The sequence below is a fragment of the Vibrio sp. V43_P6S15P86 genome (assembly GCF_009904725.1).
In the GTDB taxonomy this organism is placed as follows: domain Bacteria; phylum Pseudomonadota; class Gammaproteobacteria; order Enterobacterales; family Vibrionaceae; genus Vibrio; species Vibrio diabolicus.
The window spans coordinates 11,192-27,824 of record NZ_WXWT01000334.1 but is presented as its reverse complement, the minus strand read 5'-3'; the positions used below and the strand labels follow the sequence as shown (position 1 = coordinate 27,824).

Below are 16,633 nucleotides of genomic sequence, written 5' to 3'. Positions count from 1 at the left end.
CCTTATTCATCAGCTCTTCAGCACTATAGCGAGCAGAAAAAAGAAAGCAAAAGTGCCCAAGCGAACAAAATGGCGAGAAAAAAAGAAAACAGAAATAAAATGGCAAGCTTGATCAGGTTATTGGCAGTTAGCACCAGAAAAACCAAAGTCTTGGCAGAAAGTGGCGATTTTCACTGATGGTTAAAACAAAAAAAGCAGCGATTTCTCGCTGCTTTTTCCTATTAAGACAAGTTGTCGTTACACGTCTAAGTTCGCTACTTTCAGCGCGTTTTCTTCGATGAAGTTACGACGAGGTTCTACTTGGTCACCCATCAGTGTTGTGAACAATTGGTCTGCGCCTACCGCATCCTCAATCGTTACTTGCATCATGCGACGCGTTTCTGGGTCCATAGTCGTTTCCCACAGCTGATCGGGGTTCATCTCACCTAGACCTTTGTAACGCTGACGACTCAGACCACGCATTGACTCTTTAACCAACCAATCAAGCGCTTCTGCAAAGCTTGCTACTGGCATCGTACGCTCACCACGTTTGATGTACGCGCCTTCTTCCAGAAGCCCATCCAGTGCTTCTGATAGATCAGCCAATTTGCCGTACTCTTTCGAGTTTAGGAAATCGATGCTAATTGCATGTTCGTGCGTCACACCGTGAGTACGAACCACGATCTTAGGCAAGTTTAAGCCTAGTTCTTCGTGCTGCTCAACTTCGTAGCTGTATTGGCTCGCGCCCACTTCTTTCGCATTCAGCTGCTCAATAAGCTGCTTCGTCCACGCTTCAACAACTGATGCGTCATGGCATTGCTCAGGCGTTAGACGAGGAGTGTAAATCAGCTCGTTTACCAAAGCACTTGGGTAACGACGGCTCATACGTTCCGCCAGTTTAATACCCGCGTTGTACTGTTGAACAAGCTTCTCTAGTGCTTCACCAGCCAGTGCAGGTGCTTCTGCATTTACGTGTAGCGATGCATTATCCAGAGCCAATGATACTTGGTATTGGTTCATCGCTTCTTCGTCTTTGATGTACTGCTCTTGTTTGCCTTTTTTCACTTTGTAAAGTGGTGGCTGAGCGATGTACACGTAACCACGCTCGATAAGCTCTGGCATTTGACGGTAGAAGAAGGTCAATAGTAGCGTACGGATGTGCGAACCATCGACATCGGCATCGGTCATGATGATGATGTTGTGGTAACGCAGCTTGTCCGGGTTGTACTCGTCACGACCGATACCACAACCAAGTGCAGTGATCAGCGTTGCTACTTCTTGCGAAGACAGCATCTTGTCGAAACGTGCTTTTTCTACGTTAAGAATCTTACCTTTTAGCGGTAGGATCGCTTGGTTCTTACGGTTACGGCCTTGTTTTGCGGAGCCGCCTGCCGAATCACCCTCCACTATGTATAGTTCAGAGAGTGCCGGATCTTTTTCCTGACAGTCTGCAAGTTTACCTGGAAGGCCAGCTAGGTCTAGTGCACCTTTACGGCGCGTCATTTCACGAGCTTTACGCGCTGCTTCACGTGCACGTGCTGCATCGATGATTTTCGAACAAACCATCTTCGCTTCTGTCGGGTTCTCAATCAGGAACTCAGACAGTTTTTCACCCATTGCAGACTCAACAGCTGATTTCACTTCAGAAGAAACCAGTTTGTCTTTTGTTTGGCTTGAGAACTTAGGATCTGGTACTTTCACCGAAACAACCGCAGTTAGACCTTCACGCGCATCGTCGCCTGAAGTCGCTGTTTTTGCTTTCTTAGAGAAACCTTCTTTATCCATAAAGCTGTTCAATGTACGTGTTAACGCAGCACGGAAACCAGCAAGGTGAGTACCACCATCACGCTGTGGGATATTGTTGGTAAAACAGAAGATGTTCTCTTGGAAACCATCGTTCCATTGCATCGCCACTTCAACTGAAATGCCGTCTTCACGCTCTGAGTTAAAGTGGAAGATTTTTTCGATGATTGGCGTTTTGTTGGTGTTTAGGTGATCAACGAACGCTTGAATACCACCTTCATACATGAAGTGATCATGTTTGTCCGCTTCACGCTCATCAACCAATTTGATCGATACACCAGAGTTCAGGAATGACAGTTCACGCAGGCGTTTCGCCAGAATGTCATAGTGGAACTCAGTGTTAGAGAAGGTCTCGGCACTTGGCCAGAAACGAATTTGCGTACCGGTTTTATCCGTATCACCCACAACAGCTAGTGGCGCTTGAGGCTCACCATGGCGGTAGGTTTGCGTATGGATATGGCCACCACGATGAATCGTCAGCTCAACTTTCTCTGATAGTGCGTTTACTACTGAAACACCTACCCCGTGAAGACCACCCGATACTTTGTATGAGTTATCGTCGAACTTACCACCCGCGTGAAGTACCGTCATGATTACTTCTGCTGCAGAGACATTTTCCTCTGAGTGGATTTCTGTTGGAATGCCACGACCATCATCGCTAACGGAAACCGAGTTATCCTCATGAATTGTCACAACGATGTCTTTACAGTGACCTGCCAACGCTTCATCAATTGAGTTATCCACCACCTCGAAAACCATGTGGTGAAGGCCGGTGCCGTCGTCCGTATCGCCGATGTACATTCCTGGACGCTTACGTACCGCATCCAGACCCTTCAGTACCTTAATACTCGATGAATCGTAATTTTCAGACATGAGTTTCTCTCTTCTAGTTTGACTCTATCCTGCCATGTTCCACATGAAACAATTTACCGTTATCGTCCAACATATCGGCGATTTGGCTTTCAGTGATAGAGCTTACAAATACTTGTGCGCCCGTCTCTTTTAAGCAGTCAGCAAGACGCTTGCGACGTTGGCTATCTAATTCCGACGCGAAGTCATCAATTAGGTAAATGCATTGTTTACCGGTCATCTCTGTCAGGTGTTGCCCTTGCGCGACACGCAATGCACACACCATGAGTTTTAATTGACCGCGTGACAGAACATCTTCAACGGGCGTTCCGTTCACTTTAATGCGCAAATCAGCTTTGTTTGGGCCACTAAAGGTGTATCCCAATGCCTGATCACGCTCAAAATTCTTTTCTAGTATCTCGTGGTATGGGGTGTCTTTATCCCAGCCACGATAATACTTCAATTGGATCTCAAATTCTGGCAAAAATGTCTGACAGATAGTTTCTGCGACAGTTTTCATCTGCTCGATGTAACTTGCTCGCCATTGGCTGATGTTTTCAGCCAGCCCTGCCATTTCCTGATCCCAATAACTGAGTTCACGATAACTATTGGCGGTTTTCAACAACGCGTTGCGCTGCTTGTTCAGGCGCTTGAACCTTCCCCATGCTTGATAAAAAGCGGGCTCGGTATGAAACACGCCCCAATCAATAAACGCACGACGATGTTTAGGGCCATCTGTCAGTAAATCAAACCCTTCTGGGTGTATCAACTGCAGAGGCAGAACTTGTGCCAACTGCGCTAATTTTTGTCCAGATTGACCGCCTATTTTAACCTCTGTTGAGCCATCACGCTGCTTATTAATGCCGATAGGTAGCTCAAATTGATCCGAGTTCAAAAAACGACCATGAACAAACAGTTCGTCACACTCATTTTGTATCACTCGTCCGGTGAGAGAGCTCTTGAATGAGCGGCCATGCCCGAGCAGGTAAACCGCTTCTAAGACACTGGTTTTACCGCTGCCGTTCGGCCCGATAAGAAAGTTAAAGCCTGCTGATAACTCAATATCACAGGCTTTAATGTTTCGAAACTGCTGAATGATGAGACGAGAAAGAGGCATTCAGTTGGCTTATAGACGAATTGGCATCACCACGTACATGGCACTGTCATCGTCGGCATTTTCAATCAATGCGCTAGCGTTAGCATCCGACATCGACACACGTACATTTTCACAACGCAACGTGTTCAGAACATCAAGCACATAGCTTACGTTAAAGCCGATTTCGATGGCGTCACCTTCAAAGGTCACATCAAGCATCTCTTCCGCTTCTTCTTGTTCTGGGTTATTCGCGGTTATGCGCATTTCAGTATCAGCCAGATTCACACGCACGCCACGGAATTTTTCGTTGGAAAGAATCGCAGCACGAGAGAAGGCTTGGCGCAACTCGTCACAACTTGCTATTAGGGTCTTATTGGTGCTCTGAGGCAATACGCGGCGGTAGTCAGGGAAACGACCATCAACCAACTTAGAGGTAAAAGTAAAGTTATTCACCTCAGCACGAACATTGGAGCTACCGATCTGAAGTACTACAGGTTGCTCTGGCGCATCCATCAACTTCACTAATTCTTGCACACCTTTGCGTGGCACGATGATTTGCTTCTGCGCAAAATCCGCACCTAGCTGAGTTTGCGATACCGCCATACGGTGGCCGTCCGTCGCCACGCTGCGTAGCGTGGTACCGTCAATTTCAAACAACATACCGTTGAGGTAGTAACGAACGTCTTGATTCGCCATCGAGAACTGAGTTTTGTCGATCAGCGTACGTAGATCGGCTTGGCTCAGTGATACTTCCACTTCGCTTTGCCAGTCTTCAATATTAGGGAAATCGTTCGCAGGAAGCGTTGCCAATGAGAAACGGCTGCGACCAGAGCGAACTTGTACGCGATCACCTTCTAATACAAATGTGATGATCGCATCGTCCGGTAAACCACGGCAGATATCGAGAAACTTACGCGAAGGAACGGTAATGCTGCCCGCTTCAAAATCACCTTCTAGCGTCACTTTGCTTACTAACTCTACTTCAAGATCGGTTGCCGTCATCGACAATACGTTCTCTTCTACTTTAAGAAGTAGGTTACCCAGGATTGGCAGAGTTGGTCGGCCACCTAAAGCGCCCGAAACCTGCTGTAGCGGTTTGATTAAATGACTACGTTCAATGGTAAATTTCATGCTTGGCTCTTTACGCTGTCAGCTCAATAAATGATTTGCTTAGAATACCGTTATTCTAACCGATTACGAGGACAGGGTGCGAATCAAGTTAGAGTAATCTTCTTTAATATCGTGGCTCTCTTCACGCAGCTGCTCAATCTTGCGACACGCATGAAGTACGGTCGTATGATCGCGACCACCAAATGCATCACCGATTTCTGGCAAGCTGTGGTTGGTTAACTCTTTTGCTAACGCCATGGCCAGCTGACGAGGACGCGCTACAGAACGAGAGCGACGTTTAGACAGCAAGTCCGCCACTTTAATCTTGTAGTATTCCGCCACGGTCTTTTGAATGTTATCGATCGTCACCAGCTTCTCTTGTAGAGCAAGCAGATCGCGCAGCGCTTCACGAACAAAATCAATCGTAATTGGGCGGCCAGTAAAGTTCGCGTTAGCGATAACGCGGTTCAGTGCACCTTCTAGCTCACGGACGTTCGAACGCAGACGCTTGGCAATGAAGAATGCCACTTCATCAGCAAGGTGGATTTGGTGATCTTCGGCTTTTTTCATCAAGATCGCCACACGCGTTTCAAGCTCAGGCGGCTCGATCGCAACAGTAAGACCCCAACCAAAGCGAGATTTAAGACGATCTTCAACGCCATTAATCTCTTTAGGATAACGGTCAGACGTTAAGATGATCTGCTGGTTACCTTCCAATAGTGCGTTGAAGGTATGGAAGAATTCTTCTTGCGAACGTTCTTTATTAGCAAAGAATTGGATGTCATCGATAAGGAGTGCATCCACACTGCGGTAGTAGCGTTTGAATTCTTCAATCGCATTGTTTTGCAGCGCTTTCACCATGTCTTGCACAAAACGCTCTGAGTGCATGTAGACCACTTTCGCGTTCGGGTTGTTATCCACAATCGCGTTACCCACCGCATGCAATAAGTGGGTTTTACCCAAACCCGTGCCGCCGTATAGGAATAGTGGGTTGTAAGCTGCACCTGGGTTATCCGATACCTGACGCGCCGCAGCCAAACCCAGTTGGTTCGACTTACCTTCAACAAAGTTGTCGAACTTGTGTTTTGGGTTCATGTTTGAGCGGTGATTGATCGCCGCAATCGCTTGAGCGTCGTCATCCCAGGCTTTGTGTACTGGCTTACGTGCCTGTAATTGCGCAGGTGCAGATGACTCCGCAGCCACATCTGCAGGCGTACGTGTCGGCGCTGGTTTTGGAGCAGAGACAGGTCGGCTCCCCACTTCAAAGCGTAAGTTAGGAATGTCGCCACCACAGTATTCCTGTAGTAAACGAGTAATATTGTTCAGATACTTATCACGCACCCAGTCCAACACAAAGCGGTTTGGCGCGAATAGAGTGAGAGTATTGTCATTGAGCTCCGCTTGTAGCGGACGAACCCACATGCTGAATTCTGTAGCTGGTAGCTCTTCTTGAAGCTGCTGCAAACATTGCAGCCAAAGCGAAGATGACACGGTGCCCCCACTGAGTAATTGAATTATCGGAAAAGACTGGCAATTTTACCTGTTGATAACCAAGATCGCCAGCGATTGATCGACGATCCAGTGAATAAGATCCAAGTTATTCACAATTATTTCTGCAAACTTGATGAGTTCAACACACCTTGCCCCAAATTTGCCCACACAACGATCCACAATTGGGCAAAATTCACAAGATCGAGCGATTGGTGATAAGTCTGTGTATTATTTTATTCCCAATGCTGATTTTGTCGATCATTTCGCTAGGTTCAGTTCGCATTTTCGTCACATTTAACATTCTTCTTCTATTATCTAATAACTCACAGGTCTAGGTTATTGCTCTTGGTTATTTATTTAATTGAGCTAACTAACAGTAGTATTTCCAACCATAAAATTATGGAGATGTATTATGAAAAACTGGATAAGGTGCCGTTGCAGCCATTGCACTGTCGGCAGCAACCGTACAAGCCGCTACTGAAGTCAAAGTTGGTATGTCAGGTCGCTACTTCCCGTTTACTTTTGTAAAGCAAGACAAGCTACAAGGCTTTGAAGTCGACATGTGGGATGAAATCGGTAAACGTAACGATTACAAAATCGAATACGTAACAGCCAACTTCTCTGGTTTATTTGGTCTTTTAGAAACCGGTCGTATCGATACGATCTCCAACCAAATCACCATGACTGATGAGCGTAAAGCCAAATACCTATTTGCTGACCCTTACGTTGTAGATGGCGCACAAATTACCGTGCGTAAAGGCAACGACAGCATCAAAGGTGTTGACGATCTTGCGGGCAAAACCGTTGCTGTGAACCTAGGATCTAACTTCGAGCAACTGCTGCGTCAATACGACAAAGACGGCAATATCAACATCAAAACGTACGACACAGGTATCGAACATGACGTGGCGCTCGGTCGTGCAGATGCATTTGTAATGGATCGTCTTTCTGCGTTAGAGCTGATTAAGAAAACTGGTCTTCCTTTGGAATTGGCAGGCGAACCGTTTGAGACCATTCAAAACGCATGGCCTTTCGTGGACAACGAGAAAGGTCGTAAGCTGCAAGAAGAAGTAAACAAAGCACTGGCTGAGATGCGCGCAGATGGTACAGTAGAGAAAATTTCCGTGAAGTGGTTTGGCGCTGACATCACGAAATAAGAACTCTTTGTACTTTAGGCCGCAAAGTGGTATCACTCTCGGACTAAAATAAACTTACGTAAAGGTGGAACTTGTTTTCCACCTTTTCTTTTCTCTAGCCTTTAGGTAAGCCGTATGGGATTTGACTTTAATTACATGTTGGAACTGCTGCCGATATTGCTGAAATATCTTGGCACTACCATGGAAATGGCGACGTGGGGATTGGTGTTTTCACTGATTTTATCCGTCATTTTAGCCAATATTCGCGTATTTAAACTGCCAGTTCTGGATCAATTAAGCCAACTGTACATCAGCTTCTTCCGTGGCACCCCTCTCTTAGTTCAGCTTTTCCTGCTTTATTACGGCTTACCACAAATTTTCCCATTAATGGTGGGTATTGATGCCTTCTCAGCAGCGGTGATCGGTTTAACGCTGCACTTTGCCGCTTATATGGCGGAGAGCATTCGTGCCGCCATTATTGGTATTGATCGTAGTCAAATGGAAGCCAGCTTATCGGTGGGTATGACGACATCCCAGGCGATGCGCCGCGTCATTTTGCCTCAAGCAACCCGCGTAGCGCTGCCTTCACTGATGAACTATTTCATCGATATGATCAAGTCAACGTCTCTCGCCTTTACGCTTGGTGTGGCTGAAATCATGGCCAAAGCACAGATGGAAGCCTCATCAAGCTTCCGTTTCTTTGAAGCTTTCCTTGCGGTTGCACTTATTTACTGGGGCGTGGTGGTGATTCTGACTCGCGTACAAATCTGGGCAGAAGCAAAACTGAATAAGGCGTACGTACGATGATCAAATTAGAAAATATTCACAAACGTTTTGGTGAGACTGAAGTGCTGAAAGGCATTGATCTCGATATTCAGCAAGGTGAGATCATTGTGATTATCGGTTCAAGTGGTACGGGTAAATCAACCTTGCTGCGTACGGTGAACTTTCTAGAACAGGCAGATGAAGGCCGTATCACGATAGATGACGTCTCTGTTGATACTCAAAAACACACAAAAGCCGAAGTATTAGCGCTGCGTCGTCGAACTGGCTTTGTGTTCCAAAACTATGCCCTGTTTGCCCATATGAATGCGCGCCAGAATATTGCCGAAGGTCTAGTGACCGTTCGAGGATGGAAAAAAGCCGATGCTCTCAAACGAGCGCAACAAATTCTGGATGACATCGGCCTTGGGGATAAAGGCGATAGTTATCCAGCTGCATTGTCTGGCGGCCAACAACAACGTGTGGGTATCGGCCGAGCGATGGCGCTGCAACCAGAACTGCTGTTGTTTGACGAACCAACTTCTGCGCTGGATCCTGAATGGGTCGGTGAAGTTCTCTCATTAATGAAGAAGTTAGCTAATCAGCATCAAACCATGCTGGTGGTGACGCACGAGATGCAATTCGCGAAAGAAGTCGCAGATAGAGTGATCTTCATGGCGGAAGGCAATATCGTTGAGCAAGGTTCTCCACAGGATATCTTCGATAATCCACAAGATCCTCGTTTGAAAAAATTCCTTAACCAAGTAGGAATAGAGTAACGATCAAGCATCAGGATCGATTGATCCTTGAGATTTTACTCACACTACGTATAATCGCCCGGCCGGAATTTCGTACTCATTGAGTCATTGACACATTATGTGAGTGTGATTACAATTCCGCCTCTTTGTTGAGAGGCGTCGGTTGTCCTTCTCTATATAAAGAGCTTCTTTATATAAGAAAGCAAATACCCACGCCGGGTTTAACAAGAACCTAAAACTACTGATCAGTAAAGGTAATTATCATGAAACGCACTTTTCAACCTACAGTTCTAAAGCGCAAGCGTACTCACGGCTTCCGTGCTCGCATGGCAACTAAGAACGGTCGTAAAGTTATCAACGCACGTCGTGCAAAAGGCCGTGCGCGCCTATCAAAATAATCGCTAGTTTATTTTGAACACGTACGCGTTTAATCGGGAGTTACGTTTGTTAACTCCCGAGCATTATCAAAACGTCTTCCAGCAAGCTCATCGAGCTGGCTCGCCTCATTTCACCATCATTGCTCGCAATAACAAACTTTCTCACCCACGATTAGGTTTAGCGGTTCCCAAAAAGCAAATCAAAACGGCTGTCGGTCGTAACCGATTTAAGCGTTTGGCTCGTGAAAGCTTTCGTAACAATCAACATCAGCTTCCAAACAAAGATTTTGTTGTGATTGCGAAGAAAAGCGCGCAAGATTTAAGCAATGAGGAAATTTTTAAGTTGTTTGATAAGCTATGGCAACGCCTGTCTCGCCCTTCACGTGGATAGCCATTGGGCTCGTTTATCTGTATCGCTGGTTTATCAGCCCTTTGATTGGTCCTCGTTGCCGGTTCACACCAACCTGTTCCACTTACGCGCTAGAAGCTTTGAGAGCTCACGGTTTTGTAAAAGGATGTTGGTTATCAGGCAAACGTCTATTAAAATGCCACCCTTTGAATGAAGGGGGGTATGACCCCGTTCCACCAGTCCAAAAACAAGACAGAGATAACTAACGATGGATTCTCAACGTAATATCCTGCTCATCGGTTTGGCCCTGGTTTCTTTTTTGCTGTTTCAACAATGGCAAGTTGCAAAGAATCCAGAACCTCAAGCAGTTGAACAGGCTCAATCAAGCAGCACTCTACCTGCACCATCTTTTGCTGATGAACTTGACCCAGTTCCTGGTCAACAGCAAGCTTCTGCAAAAACTATCACAGTAACGACTGATGTTTTAACTCTGTCGATCGACACCGTTGGTGGCGATGTGGTACATGCCAACCTTAACGAATACTCTGCTGAGTTAGATTCATCAGATTCCTTTGTTCTGCTTAAAGACGCTCAAGGTCACCAATTTATCGCTCAAAGCGGTCTAGTTGGCCCTCAAGGTATCGACTTGAGCAGCACAAATCGCCCTCACTACAACGTAAGTGCAGACAGCTTCACAATGGCTGACGGTCAAGATGAACTTCGCGTTCCGATGACATTCACTGCAAACGGTATCGAATACACCAAAACTTACATCTTTAAACGCGGCAGCTACGCGCTTAATGTTGAATACGATGTAGTGAACAACTCAGGCAACAACGCAACATTTGGTATGTACGCTCACCTACGTCAAAACCTAATGGACGATGGTGGTAGCATCACAATGCCTACTTACCGTGGTGGCGCATACTCAACAGAAGATACGCGTTACAAGAAGTACAGCTTTGATGATATGCAGGATCGCAACCTGTCTCTTAACCTAGCCGATGGCCAAGGTTGGGCAGCAATGATTCAGCACTACTTTGCCGCAGCTTGGATCCCACGTAACGAACCAGGTACTAACCTATACACTCGTGTAATTGGCAACCTAGGCGATATCGGCGTTCGTATGCCGAACAAAACTATCGCAACAGGCGAGCAGGCTAAATTTGAAGCAACACTTTGGGTTGGTCCAAAACTGCAAGATGAAATGGCAGAAGTGGCACCTAACCTAGACCTAGTAGTGGACTACGGCTGGTTATGGTTCATTGCGAAGCCTCTTCATATGTTGCTTTCATTCATCCAGAGCTTTGTTGGTAACTGGGGTGTGGCAATCATCTGTCTGACCTTCATCGTTCGTGGTGCAATGTACCCACTAACAAAAGCGCAATACACGTCTATGGCGAAAATGCGTATGCTTCAGCCTAAGCTGCAAGCAATGCGTGAGCGTATCGGTGATGACCGCCAACGTATGAGCCAAGAAATGATGGAACTGTACAAGAAAGAGAAAGTGAACCCACTAGGTGGCTGTTTACCTCTTATCCTACAGATGCCTATCTTCATCGCGCTTTACTGGGCACTAATGGAATCGGTTGAGCTACGTCACTCTCCATTCTTCGGTTGGATTCATGACCTTTCAGCGCAGGACCCTTACTACATCCTGCCGCTATTGATGGGTGCGTCTATGTTCCTAATCCAGAAGATGAGCCCGACAACGGTAACGGATCCAATGCAGCAGAAGATCATGACCTTTATGCCGGTTATGTTTACCTTCTTCTTCTTGTTCTTCCCATCAGGTCTCGTTCTGTACTGGTTGGTGTCGAACATCGTAACGCTTATCCAGCAAACTCTTATCTACAAAGGGTTAGAGAAAAAAGGCTTACACAGCAAGTAACCTTTTAGGAAATGATTGAGAAAGGCGGCCAAAAGGTCGCCTTTTTGTTTTTGGCTGATTACAATTCAGCTAACTAAAGTTATGGCTCAATTTGAGCCCAGCTCAAAAGGCAAATTTATGACTACAGATACGATTGTCGCTCAAGCGACCGCGCCTGGTCGTGGCGGTGTCGGTATTATTCGAGTATCAGGCCCTAAAGCCAACCAAGTGGCGTTAGAAGTCACTGGCAAAACACTAAAGCCCCGCTACGCAGAGTACCTGCCGTTTAAGTCAGAAGATGGCACTGTGCTTGATCAGGGCATCGCACTGTACTTCCCTAACCCGCACTCATTTACAGGTGAAGACGTACTTGAGCTGCAAGGCCATGGCGGCCCCGTCGTGATGGATATGCTGATAAAACGCATTCTAGGTATTGATGGTATTCGAGCAGCTCGCCCTGGTGAGTTCTCTGAACGCGCGTTCCTGAACGATAAACTCGACCTCGCTCAAGCAGAAGCAATTGCAGACCTCATTGATGCCAGTTCTGAAGAAGCAGCAAAATCGGCGCTGCAATCCTTACAGGGCGCCTTTTCAGGGCGCATTAATACCTTAGTTGAGTCGCTGATTCATTTGCGTATCTATGTTGAGGCAGCCATCGACTTCCCAGAAGAAGAGATCGACTTTCTGGCCGACGGCAAAGTGGCTGGTGACCTACAAGCCATCATCGACAACCTAGATGCGGTGCGCAAAGAAGCCAACCAAGGCGCTATTATGCGTGAAGGGATGAAAGTCGTGATTGCTGGTCGTCCAAATGCGGGCAAATCAAGCCTACTGAACGCGCTATCAGGCAAAGAGTCTGCAATCGTAACCGACATCGCAGGTACCACGCGTGACGTCCTGCGTGAGCATATCCACATTGATGGCATGCCACTGCACATCATTGATACGGCAGGTCTGCGTGATGCCTCCGACGAAGTCGAGAAAATCGGTATCGAGCGCGCGTGGGATGAAATAGCTCAAGCAGACCGCGTGTTGTTCATGGTGGATGGCACCACAACCGATGCCACCGATCCGAAAGATATCTGGCCAGATTTTGTGGATCGCCTACCAGACAACATTGGCATAACTGTGATCCGTAATAAAGCGGATCAAACGGGTGAAGATATGGGGATCTGCCACGTCAATAACCCTACCCTGATCCGTTTGTCAGCGAAGACTGGTGCAGGGGTTGAAGCTCTGCGCGATCATCTCAAGGAGTGTATGGGCTTCTCTGGCAACAGTGAAGGTGGGTTTATGGCTCGTCGCCGTCACCTCGATGCGTTGGAACGCGCCGCACAGCACCTTCAAATAGGCCAGGAACAGCTTGAAGGCTATATGGCTGGCGAGATACTGGCAGAAGAGCTGCGCATCACCCAGCAGCATCTCAACGAGATTACCGGCGAGTTCAGTTCTGACGACTTACTGGGCCGAATCTTCTCTTCATTCTGTATCGGTAAGTAAATAATCGAACGCGCGGTGCTGAGCTTAACTCACACCGCGTTTCTTTTTGTACGGCAAGCCATCCATGAGCTTTAGCCGTCGCATTCAATAAGGAAGAAGTATGATCCACATTATTACAGGCAGCACGCTAGGTGGCGCAGAATACGTAGGGGATCACCTGAGTGATCTACTCAACGAGAATGGATTTGAAACAACGATCCACAATCAGCCATCTCTTGATGAGATCGAAAATCAAGGAACGTGGTTGGTGATCACCTCAACCCATGGGGCTGGTGAGTACCCTGATAATATTCAACCTTTTATCGCGGCATTACAAAATACCCCGCCGAAAATGACCGACGTAAAGTTCGCAGTGATTGCGATTGGTGATTCAAGCTATGATACGTTCTGCGCCGCTGGTCAACACGCTTATGATTTACTAGAGGACATTGGTGCCACACCGCTCGCTGATTGTCTTAAGATTGATGTACTGAGCCATGCAGTACCCGAAGACGCCGCTGAGGCATGGTTAAAAGAGAATATCGAACGCTTTTAAGCTCTCCGCTTTCCCTTCAACAGAGTCGAAATTCGGCTCTGTTTTCCCCAATGTGAATAACTCCCGTCAAATTATTTTGTTTAACTGCTCAAAAACCAATCAAACGAGCTGTGGATAACTACGATAAGATCCAGTGATTTTCCTTTAGTTATCCCAATAACAACTTTGATCAATTTCACCCCCTGTGTATAACTGCCACTTTTGATCCCAGGTAATCCTCGATCTGATCCAATCATGATCACAAGATATGATCCAAAGAAGATCCATGATCTTGTTGATCATTTTTAGCTTATCCACAGAAACGGTCGATCCTAATAGTAGATCTAATAAAAGATCATATATATAGATCTTATATATATTTATCTTGAAGCTTAAAACGGATAAAACGAGAAAACGTTTTTCTCTGTGGCATAAAGCAGGTAAAATACGGCTCCTTTATCTGTCCATTAAATCCCTTTGAATACCTGAGGTCAGTTCATGCTTTATCACGAAAACTTTGACGTCATTGTTGTCGGTGGCGGACACGCAGGAACGGAAGCCGCGCTCGCATCTGCACGCACAGGACAAAAAACGCTTCTCCTTACCCATAACATCGATACATTAGGCCAGATGTCTTGTAACCCGGCGATTGGTGGTATTGGTAAAGGTCACTTAGTAAAAGAAGTGGATGCTATGGGCGGTTTGATGGCTGAAGCCATCGACCATGCAGGTATTCAATTCCGTACACTAAATGCCTCCAAAGGTCCTGCAGTTCGAGCGACTCGAGCTCAAGCGGATCGTGCTCTGTACAAAGCGTACGTCCGTAACGCATTAGAAAATGCACCTAACTTAACGCTGTTCCAGCAGTCAGTGGATGATCTGATTGTTGAGCAAGACCGCGCGGTTGGCGTGGTGACTCAAATGGGACTTCGCTTCCATGCGAAAGCCGTCGTACTAACGGTAGGTACGTTTCTTGGTGGTAAGATCCACATTGGCATGGAGAGCTCTTCAGGCGGACGTGCAGGAGATCCACCGTCGATCGCATTAGCGGATCGATTACGTGAACTGCCATTCCGTGTGGATCGTTTAAAAACGGGTACCCCACCGCGCATTGATGCTCGCACCGTTGATTTTTCAGTGCTTGAAGCTCAGCACGGTGATAACCCTACCCCTGTATTTTCATTCATGGGTAAACGCGAACAACACCCGCGTCAGATCCCATGTTTTATTACGCACACCAATGAGCAAACGCACGATGTGATCCGTAGCAACTTGGATCGCAGTCCGATGTACGCGGGTGTGATTGAAGGCATTGGTCCGCGTTACTGCCCGTCGATTGAAGACAAAGTGATGCGTTTTGCGGATAAAAATAGCCACCAAATCTTCATTGAGCCAGAAGGTTTAACGACGCACGAGCTATACCCTAACGGTATCTCGACTAGCTTGCCATTTGATGTGCAAGTACAAATCGTTCGCTCAATGAAAGGCTTTGAAAATGCGCATATCGTTCGTCCTGGTTATGCGATTGAATACGATTTCTTCGATCCACGTGATTTGAAGCAAACGTACGAAACCAAGTTTATTCATGGTCTGTTCTTTGCTGGTCAGATTAATGGTACGACTGGTTACGAAGAAGCCGCAGCGCAAGGCTTGATGGCCGGTCTAAACGCAAGCTTGTACAGCCAAGACAAAGAAGGCTGGAGCCCACGTCGTGACCAAGCTTACATGGGCGTATTGATTGATGATTTATCGACCATGGGTACCAAAGAACCGTACCGCATGTTCACTTCTCGTGCGGAATATCGCTTGTTGCTACGTGAAGATAACGCCGATTTACGTTTAACGGAAAAAGCACGCGAGTTAGGCTTGATTGACGATGTTCGTTGGGCTCGCTTTAACGAGAAACTCAATAACATGGAAACGGAACGTCAACGTTTGAAATCAACGTGGATGAATCCGAAGTCAGAAGGCGTGGATGAGCTGAACAAGCTGCTGAAAACACCAATGGCACGTGAAGCGAGTGGTGAGGATCTTCTGCGTCGTCCTGAGATCACTTATTCGCAACTGACGCAACTTGAAGCGTTTGCTCCTGCACTTGAAGATCAGCAAGCGGCTGAGCAAGTTGAAATTCAAGTAAAATACGATGGTTACATCAAGCGTCAGCAGGAAGAGATCGAAAAATCACTACGTCACGAAAATACCAAGTTACCTGCTGATTTGGATTACCGCGATGTAAAAGGTTTATCAAACGAAGTCGTTGCTAAACTGAGTGAAGCCAAACCAGAGAGCATCGGTATTGCATCGCGCATTTCTGGTATTACGCCTGCTGCAATTTCTATTCTTCTTGTTCACTTGAAAAAGCATGGTTTGCTGAAGAAAGGTGAGGAAGAATAATGAGCGCATTGCGAACAAAGCTGGATTCACTGATCGCGAAAACCGATTTAGAAGTGTCAGAGCAACAAAGAGAGCAATTGGTCGGTTACGTCGAACTGCTCGACAAGTGGAACAAAGCGTACAACTTAACGTCGGTGCGCGATCCGCTTGATATGTTAGTGAAACATATTCTTGATAGCATCGTGGTGAGCACACACCTGCCCGGTGAGCGCTTTATTGATGTTGGTACTGGTCCGGGCTTACCGGGCATACCTTTGGCAATCATGAACCCTGAGAAGACCTTCTTCTTGCTCGACAGTCTTGGCAAACGCATCCGTTTTATCAAGCAAGTCGTGCACACATTAGGGCTGAAAAACGTGACACCAATTCAAAGTCGCGTCGAAGAATTCCAACCTGAAGAAAAATTTGATGGCGTTTTGAGTCGAGCTTTTGCTTCAATGACAGACATGGTGGAATGGTGCCACCATTTGCCGAAACAAGAGCATGGGGTGTTTCTAGCGCTGAAAGGACAGCACCCTAAAGATGAAATGGATCAGCTTCCTGAATGGTGCAGTGTGACAGAGATCATATCTTTAGCTGTTCCTGAGTTGGAAGGTGATCGTCATCTAGTAATCTTATCGCGCAAGGAAAATTAGCGAGGTAATC

Annotated in this window: 14 protein-coding genes and 1 pseudogene; 11 read left to right on the top strand and 4 right to left on the bottom strand. The window is 46.6% G+C overall.

The features are described from left to right. Positions 1-237: 237 nt before the first annotated feature. The 4 genes from gyrB to dnaA form a co-directional block, all read right to left on the bottom strand. Positions 238-2,655 (bottom strand): DNA topoisomerase (ATP-hydrolyzing) subunit B, encoded by a 2,418-nt coding sequence (gene gyrB / locus CAG69_RS14910; RefSeq protein ID WP_005394109.1) that lies wholly within the window; start codon positions 2,653-2,655, stop codon positions 238-240. A 13-nt stretch (positions 2,656-2,668) separates the two neighbouring features. Then, positions 2,669-3,748: a DNA replication/repair protein RecF gene (recF, locus tag CAG69_RS14905; RefSeq protein WP_005394107.1), complete on the bottom strand. Its 1,080-nt coding sequence runs from the start codon at positions 3,746-3,748 to the stop codon at positions 2,669-2,671. Between the two features lie 9 nt (positions 3,749-3,757). Then, on the bottom strand, positions 3,758-4,858 hold the full coding sequence (gene dnaN, locus CAG69_RS14900) for a DNA polymerase III subunit beta (protein WP_005394106.1): 1,101 nt from the start codon (positions 4,856-4,858) through the stop codon (positions 3,758-3,760). Positions 4,859-4,921: 63 nt separating this feature from the next. Then, positions 4,922-6,328, bottom strand: a complete 1,407-nt coding sequence (gene dnaA / locus CAG69_RS14895) for a chromosomal replication initiator protein DnaA (protein ID WP_161444886.1) — start codon at positions 6,326-6,328, stop codon at positions 4,922-4,924. A 412-nt stretch (positions 6,329-6,740) separates the two neighbouring features. Between dnaA and CAG69_RS14890 the strand changes: the two are divergent. The 11 genes and pseudogenes from CAG69_RS14890 (at position 6,741) to rsmG (ending at position 16,623) form a co-directional block, all read left to right on the top strand. After that, positions 6,741-7,485 (top strand): annotated as a pseudogene (locus CAG69_RS14890) (amino acid ABC transporter substrate-binding protein). A gap of 114 nt (positions 7,486-7,599) precedes the next feature. Continuing rightward, positions 7,600-8,271 (top strand): amino acid ABC transporter permease, encoded by a 672-nt coding sequence (locus CAG69_RS14885; RefSeq protein ID WP_005378829.1) that lies wholly within the window; start codon positions 7,600-7,602, stop codon positions 8,269-8,271. Next, positions 8,268-9,005, top strand: coding sequence for an amino acid ABC transporter ATP-binding protein (locus tag CAG69_RS14880; protein WP_114324060.1), 738 nt, complete (start codon positions 8,268-8,270; stop codon positions 9,003-9,005). Before CAG69_RS14885 ends, CAG69_RS14880 begins: the two co-directional genes overlap by 4 nt. Before the next feature lie 242 nt (positions 9,006-9,247). Next, the gene (rpmH, locus tag CAG69_RS14875) at positions 9,248-9,382 is read left to right on the top strand and encodes a 50S ribosomal protein L34 (RefSeq protein WP_005378825.1); all 135 of its coding nucleotides are present in this window, start codon (positions 9,248-9,250) and stop codon (positions 9,380-9,382) included. Between the two features lie 46 nt (positions 9,383-9,428). Continuing rightward, complete coding sequence (gene rnpA / locus CAG69_RS14870; protein ID WP_005394102.1) at positions 9,429-9,752, top strand: ribonuclease P protein component; 324 nt, start codon at positions 9,429-9,431, stop codon at positions 9,750-9,752. After that, complete coding sequence (gene yidD / locus CAG69_RS14865) at positions 9,719-9,976, top strand: membrane protein insertion efficiency factor YidD (RefSeq protein WP_005378822.1); 258 nt, start codon at positions 9,719-9,721, stop codon at positions 9,974-9,976. The genes rnpA and yidD overlap by 34 nt, the downstream gene beginning before the upstream one ends. A gap of 2 nt (positions 9,977-9,978) precedes the next feature. Next, positions 9,979-11,601: a membrane protein insertase YidC gene (yidC, locus tag CAG69_RS14860; protein WP_161444884.1), complete on the top strand. Its 1,623-nt coding sequence runs from the start codon at positions 9,979-9,981 to the stop codon at positions 11,599-11,601. Between the two features lie 117 nt (positions 11,602-11,718). Then, positions 11,719-13,080: a tRNA uridine-5-carboxymethylaminomethyl(34) synthesis GTPase MnmE gene (gene mnmE, locus CAG69_RS14855; RefSeq protein WP_005383836.1), complete on the top strand. Its 1,362-nt coding sequence runs from the start codon at positions 11,719-11,721 to the stop codon at positions 13,078-13,080. A 100-nt stretch (positions 13,081-13,180) separates the two neighbouring features. Continuing rightward, complete coding sequence (mioC, locus tag CAG69_RS14850; protein ID WP_005394096.1) at positions 13,181-13,615, top strand: FMN-binding protein MioC; 435 nt, start codon at positions 13,181-13,183, stop codon at positions 13,613-13,615. A gap of 477 nt (positions 13,616-14,092) precedes the next feature. Then, the gene (gene mnmG, locus CAG69_RS14845) at positions 14,093-15,988 is read left to right on the top strand and encodes a tRNA uridine-5-carboxymethylaminomethyl(34) synthesis enzyme MnmG (protein WP_047010278.1); all 1,896 of its coding nucleotides are present in this window, start codon (positions 14,093-14,095) and stop codon (positions 15,986-15,988) included. Then, positions 15,988-16,623 carry a 16S rRNA (guanine(527)-N(7))-methyltransferase RsmG gene (rsmG, locus tag CAG69_RS14840; protein WP_005394093.1) on the top strand — a complete coding sequence of 212 codons (636 nt, stop codon included), beginning with the start codon at positions 15,988-15,990 and terminating at the stop codon, positions 16,621-16,623. The genes mnmG and rsmG overlap by 1 nt, the downstream gene beginning before the upstream one ends. Positions 16,624-16,633: the final 10 nt, after the last annotated feature.

Excerpts from the sequence above, each read along its gene's own strand:
- rsmG (WP_005394093.1), top strand. The coding sequence starts at position 15,988 with ATGAGCGCATTGCGAACAAAGCTGGATTCACTGATCGCGAAAACCGAT.
- dnaN (WP_005394106.1), bottom strand. The coding sequence starts at position 4,858 with ATGAAATTTACCATTGAACGTAGTCATTTAATCAAACCGCTACAGCAG.
- yidD (WP_005378822.1), top strand. The coding sequence starts at position 9,719 with ATGGCAACGCCTGTCTCGCCCTTCACGTGGATAGCCATTGGGCTCGTT.
- mnmG (WP_047010278.1), top strand. The coding sequence starts at position 14,093 with ATGCTTTATCACGAAAACTTTGACGTCATTGTTGTCGGTGGCGGACAC.
- mioC (WP_005394096.1), top strand. The coding sequence starts at position 13,181 with ATGATCCACATTATTACAGGCAGCACGCTAGGTGGCGCAGAATACGTA.
- mnmE (WP_005383836.1), top strand. The coding sequence starts at position 11,719 with ATGACTACAGATACGATTGTCGCTCAAGCGACCGCGCCTGGTCGTGGC.
- gyrB (WP_005394109.1), bottom strand. The coding sequence starts at position 2,655 with ATGTCTGAAAATTACGATTCATCGAGTATTAAGGTACTGAAGGGTCTG.
- rpmH (WP_005378825.1), top strand. The coding sequence starts at position 9,248 with ATGAAACGCACTTTTCAACCTACAGTTCTAAAGCGCAAGCGTACTCAC.
- CAG69_RS14885 (WP_005378829.1), top strand. The coding sequence starts at position 7,600 with ATGGGATTTGACTTTAATTACATGTTGGAACTGCTGCCGATATTGCTG.
- CAG69_RS14880 (WP_114324060.1), top strand. The coding sequence starts at position 8,268 with ATGATCAAATTAGAAAATATTCACAAACGTTTTGGTGAGACTGAAGTG.
- recF (WP_005394107.1), bottom strand. The coding sequence starts at position 3,748 with ATGCCTCTTTCTCGTCTCATCATTCAGCAGTTTCGAAACATTAAAGCC.
- yidC (WP_161444884.1), top strand. The coding sequence starts at position 9,979 with ATGGATTCTCAACGTAATATCCTGCTCATCGGTTTGGCCCTGGTTTCT.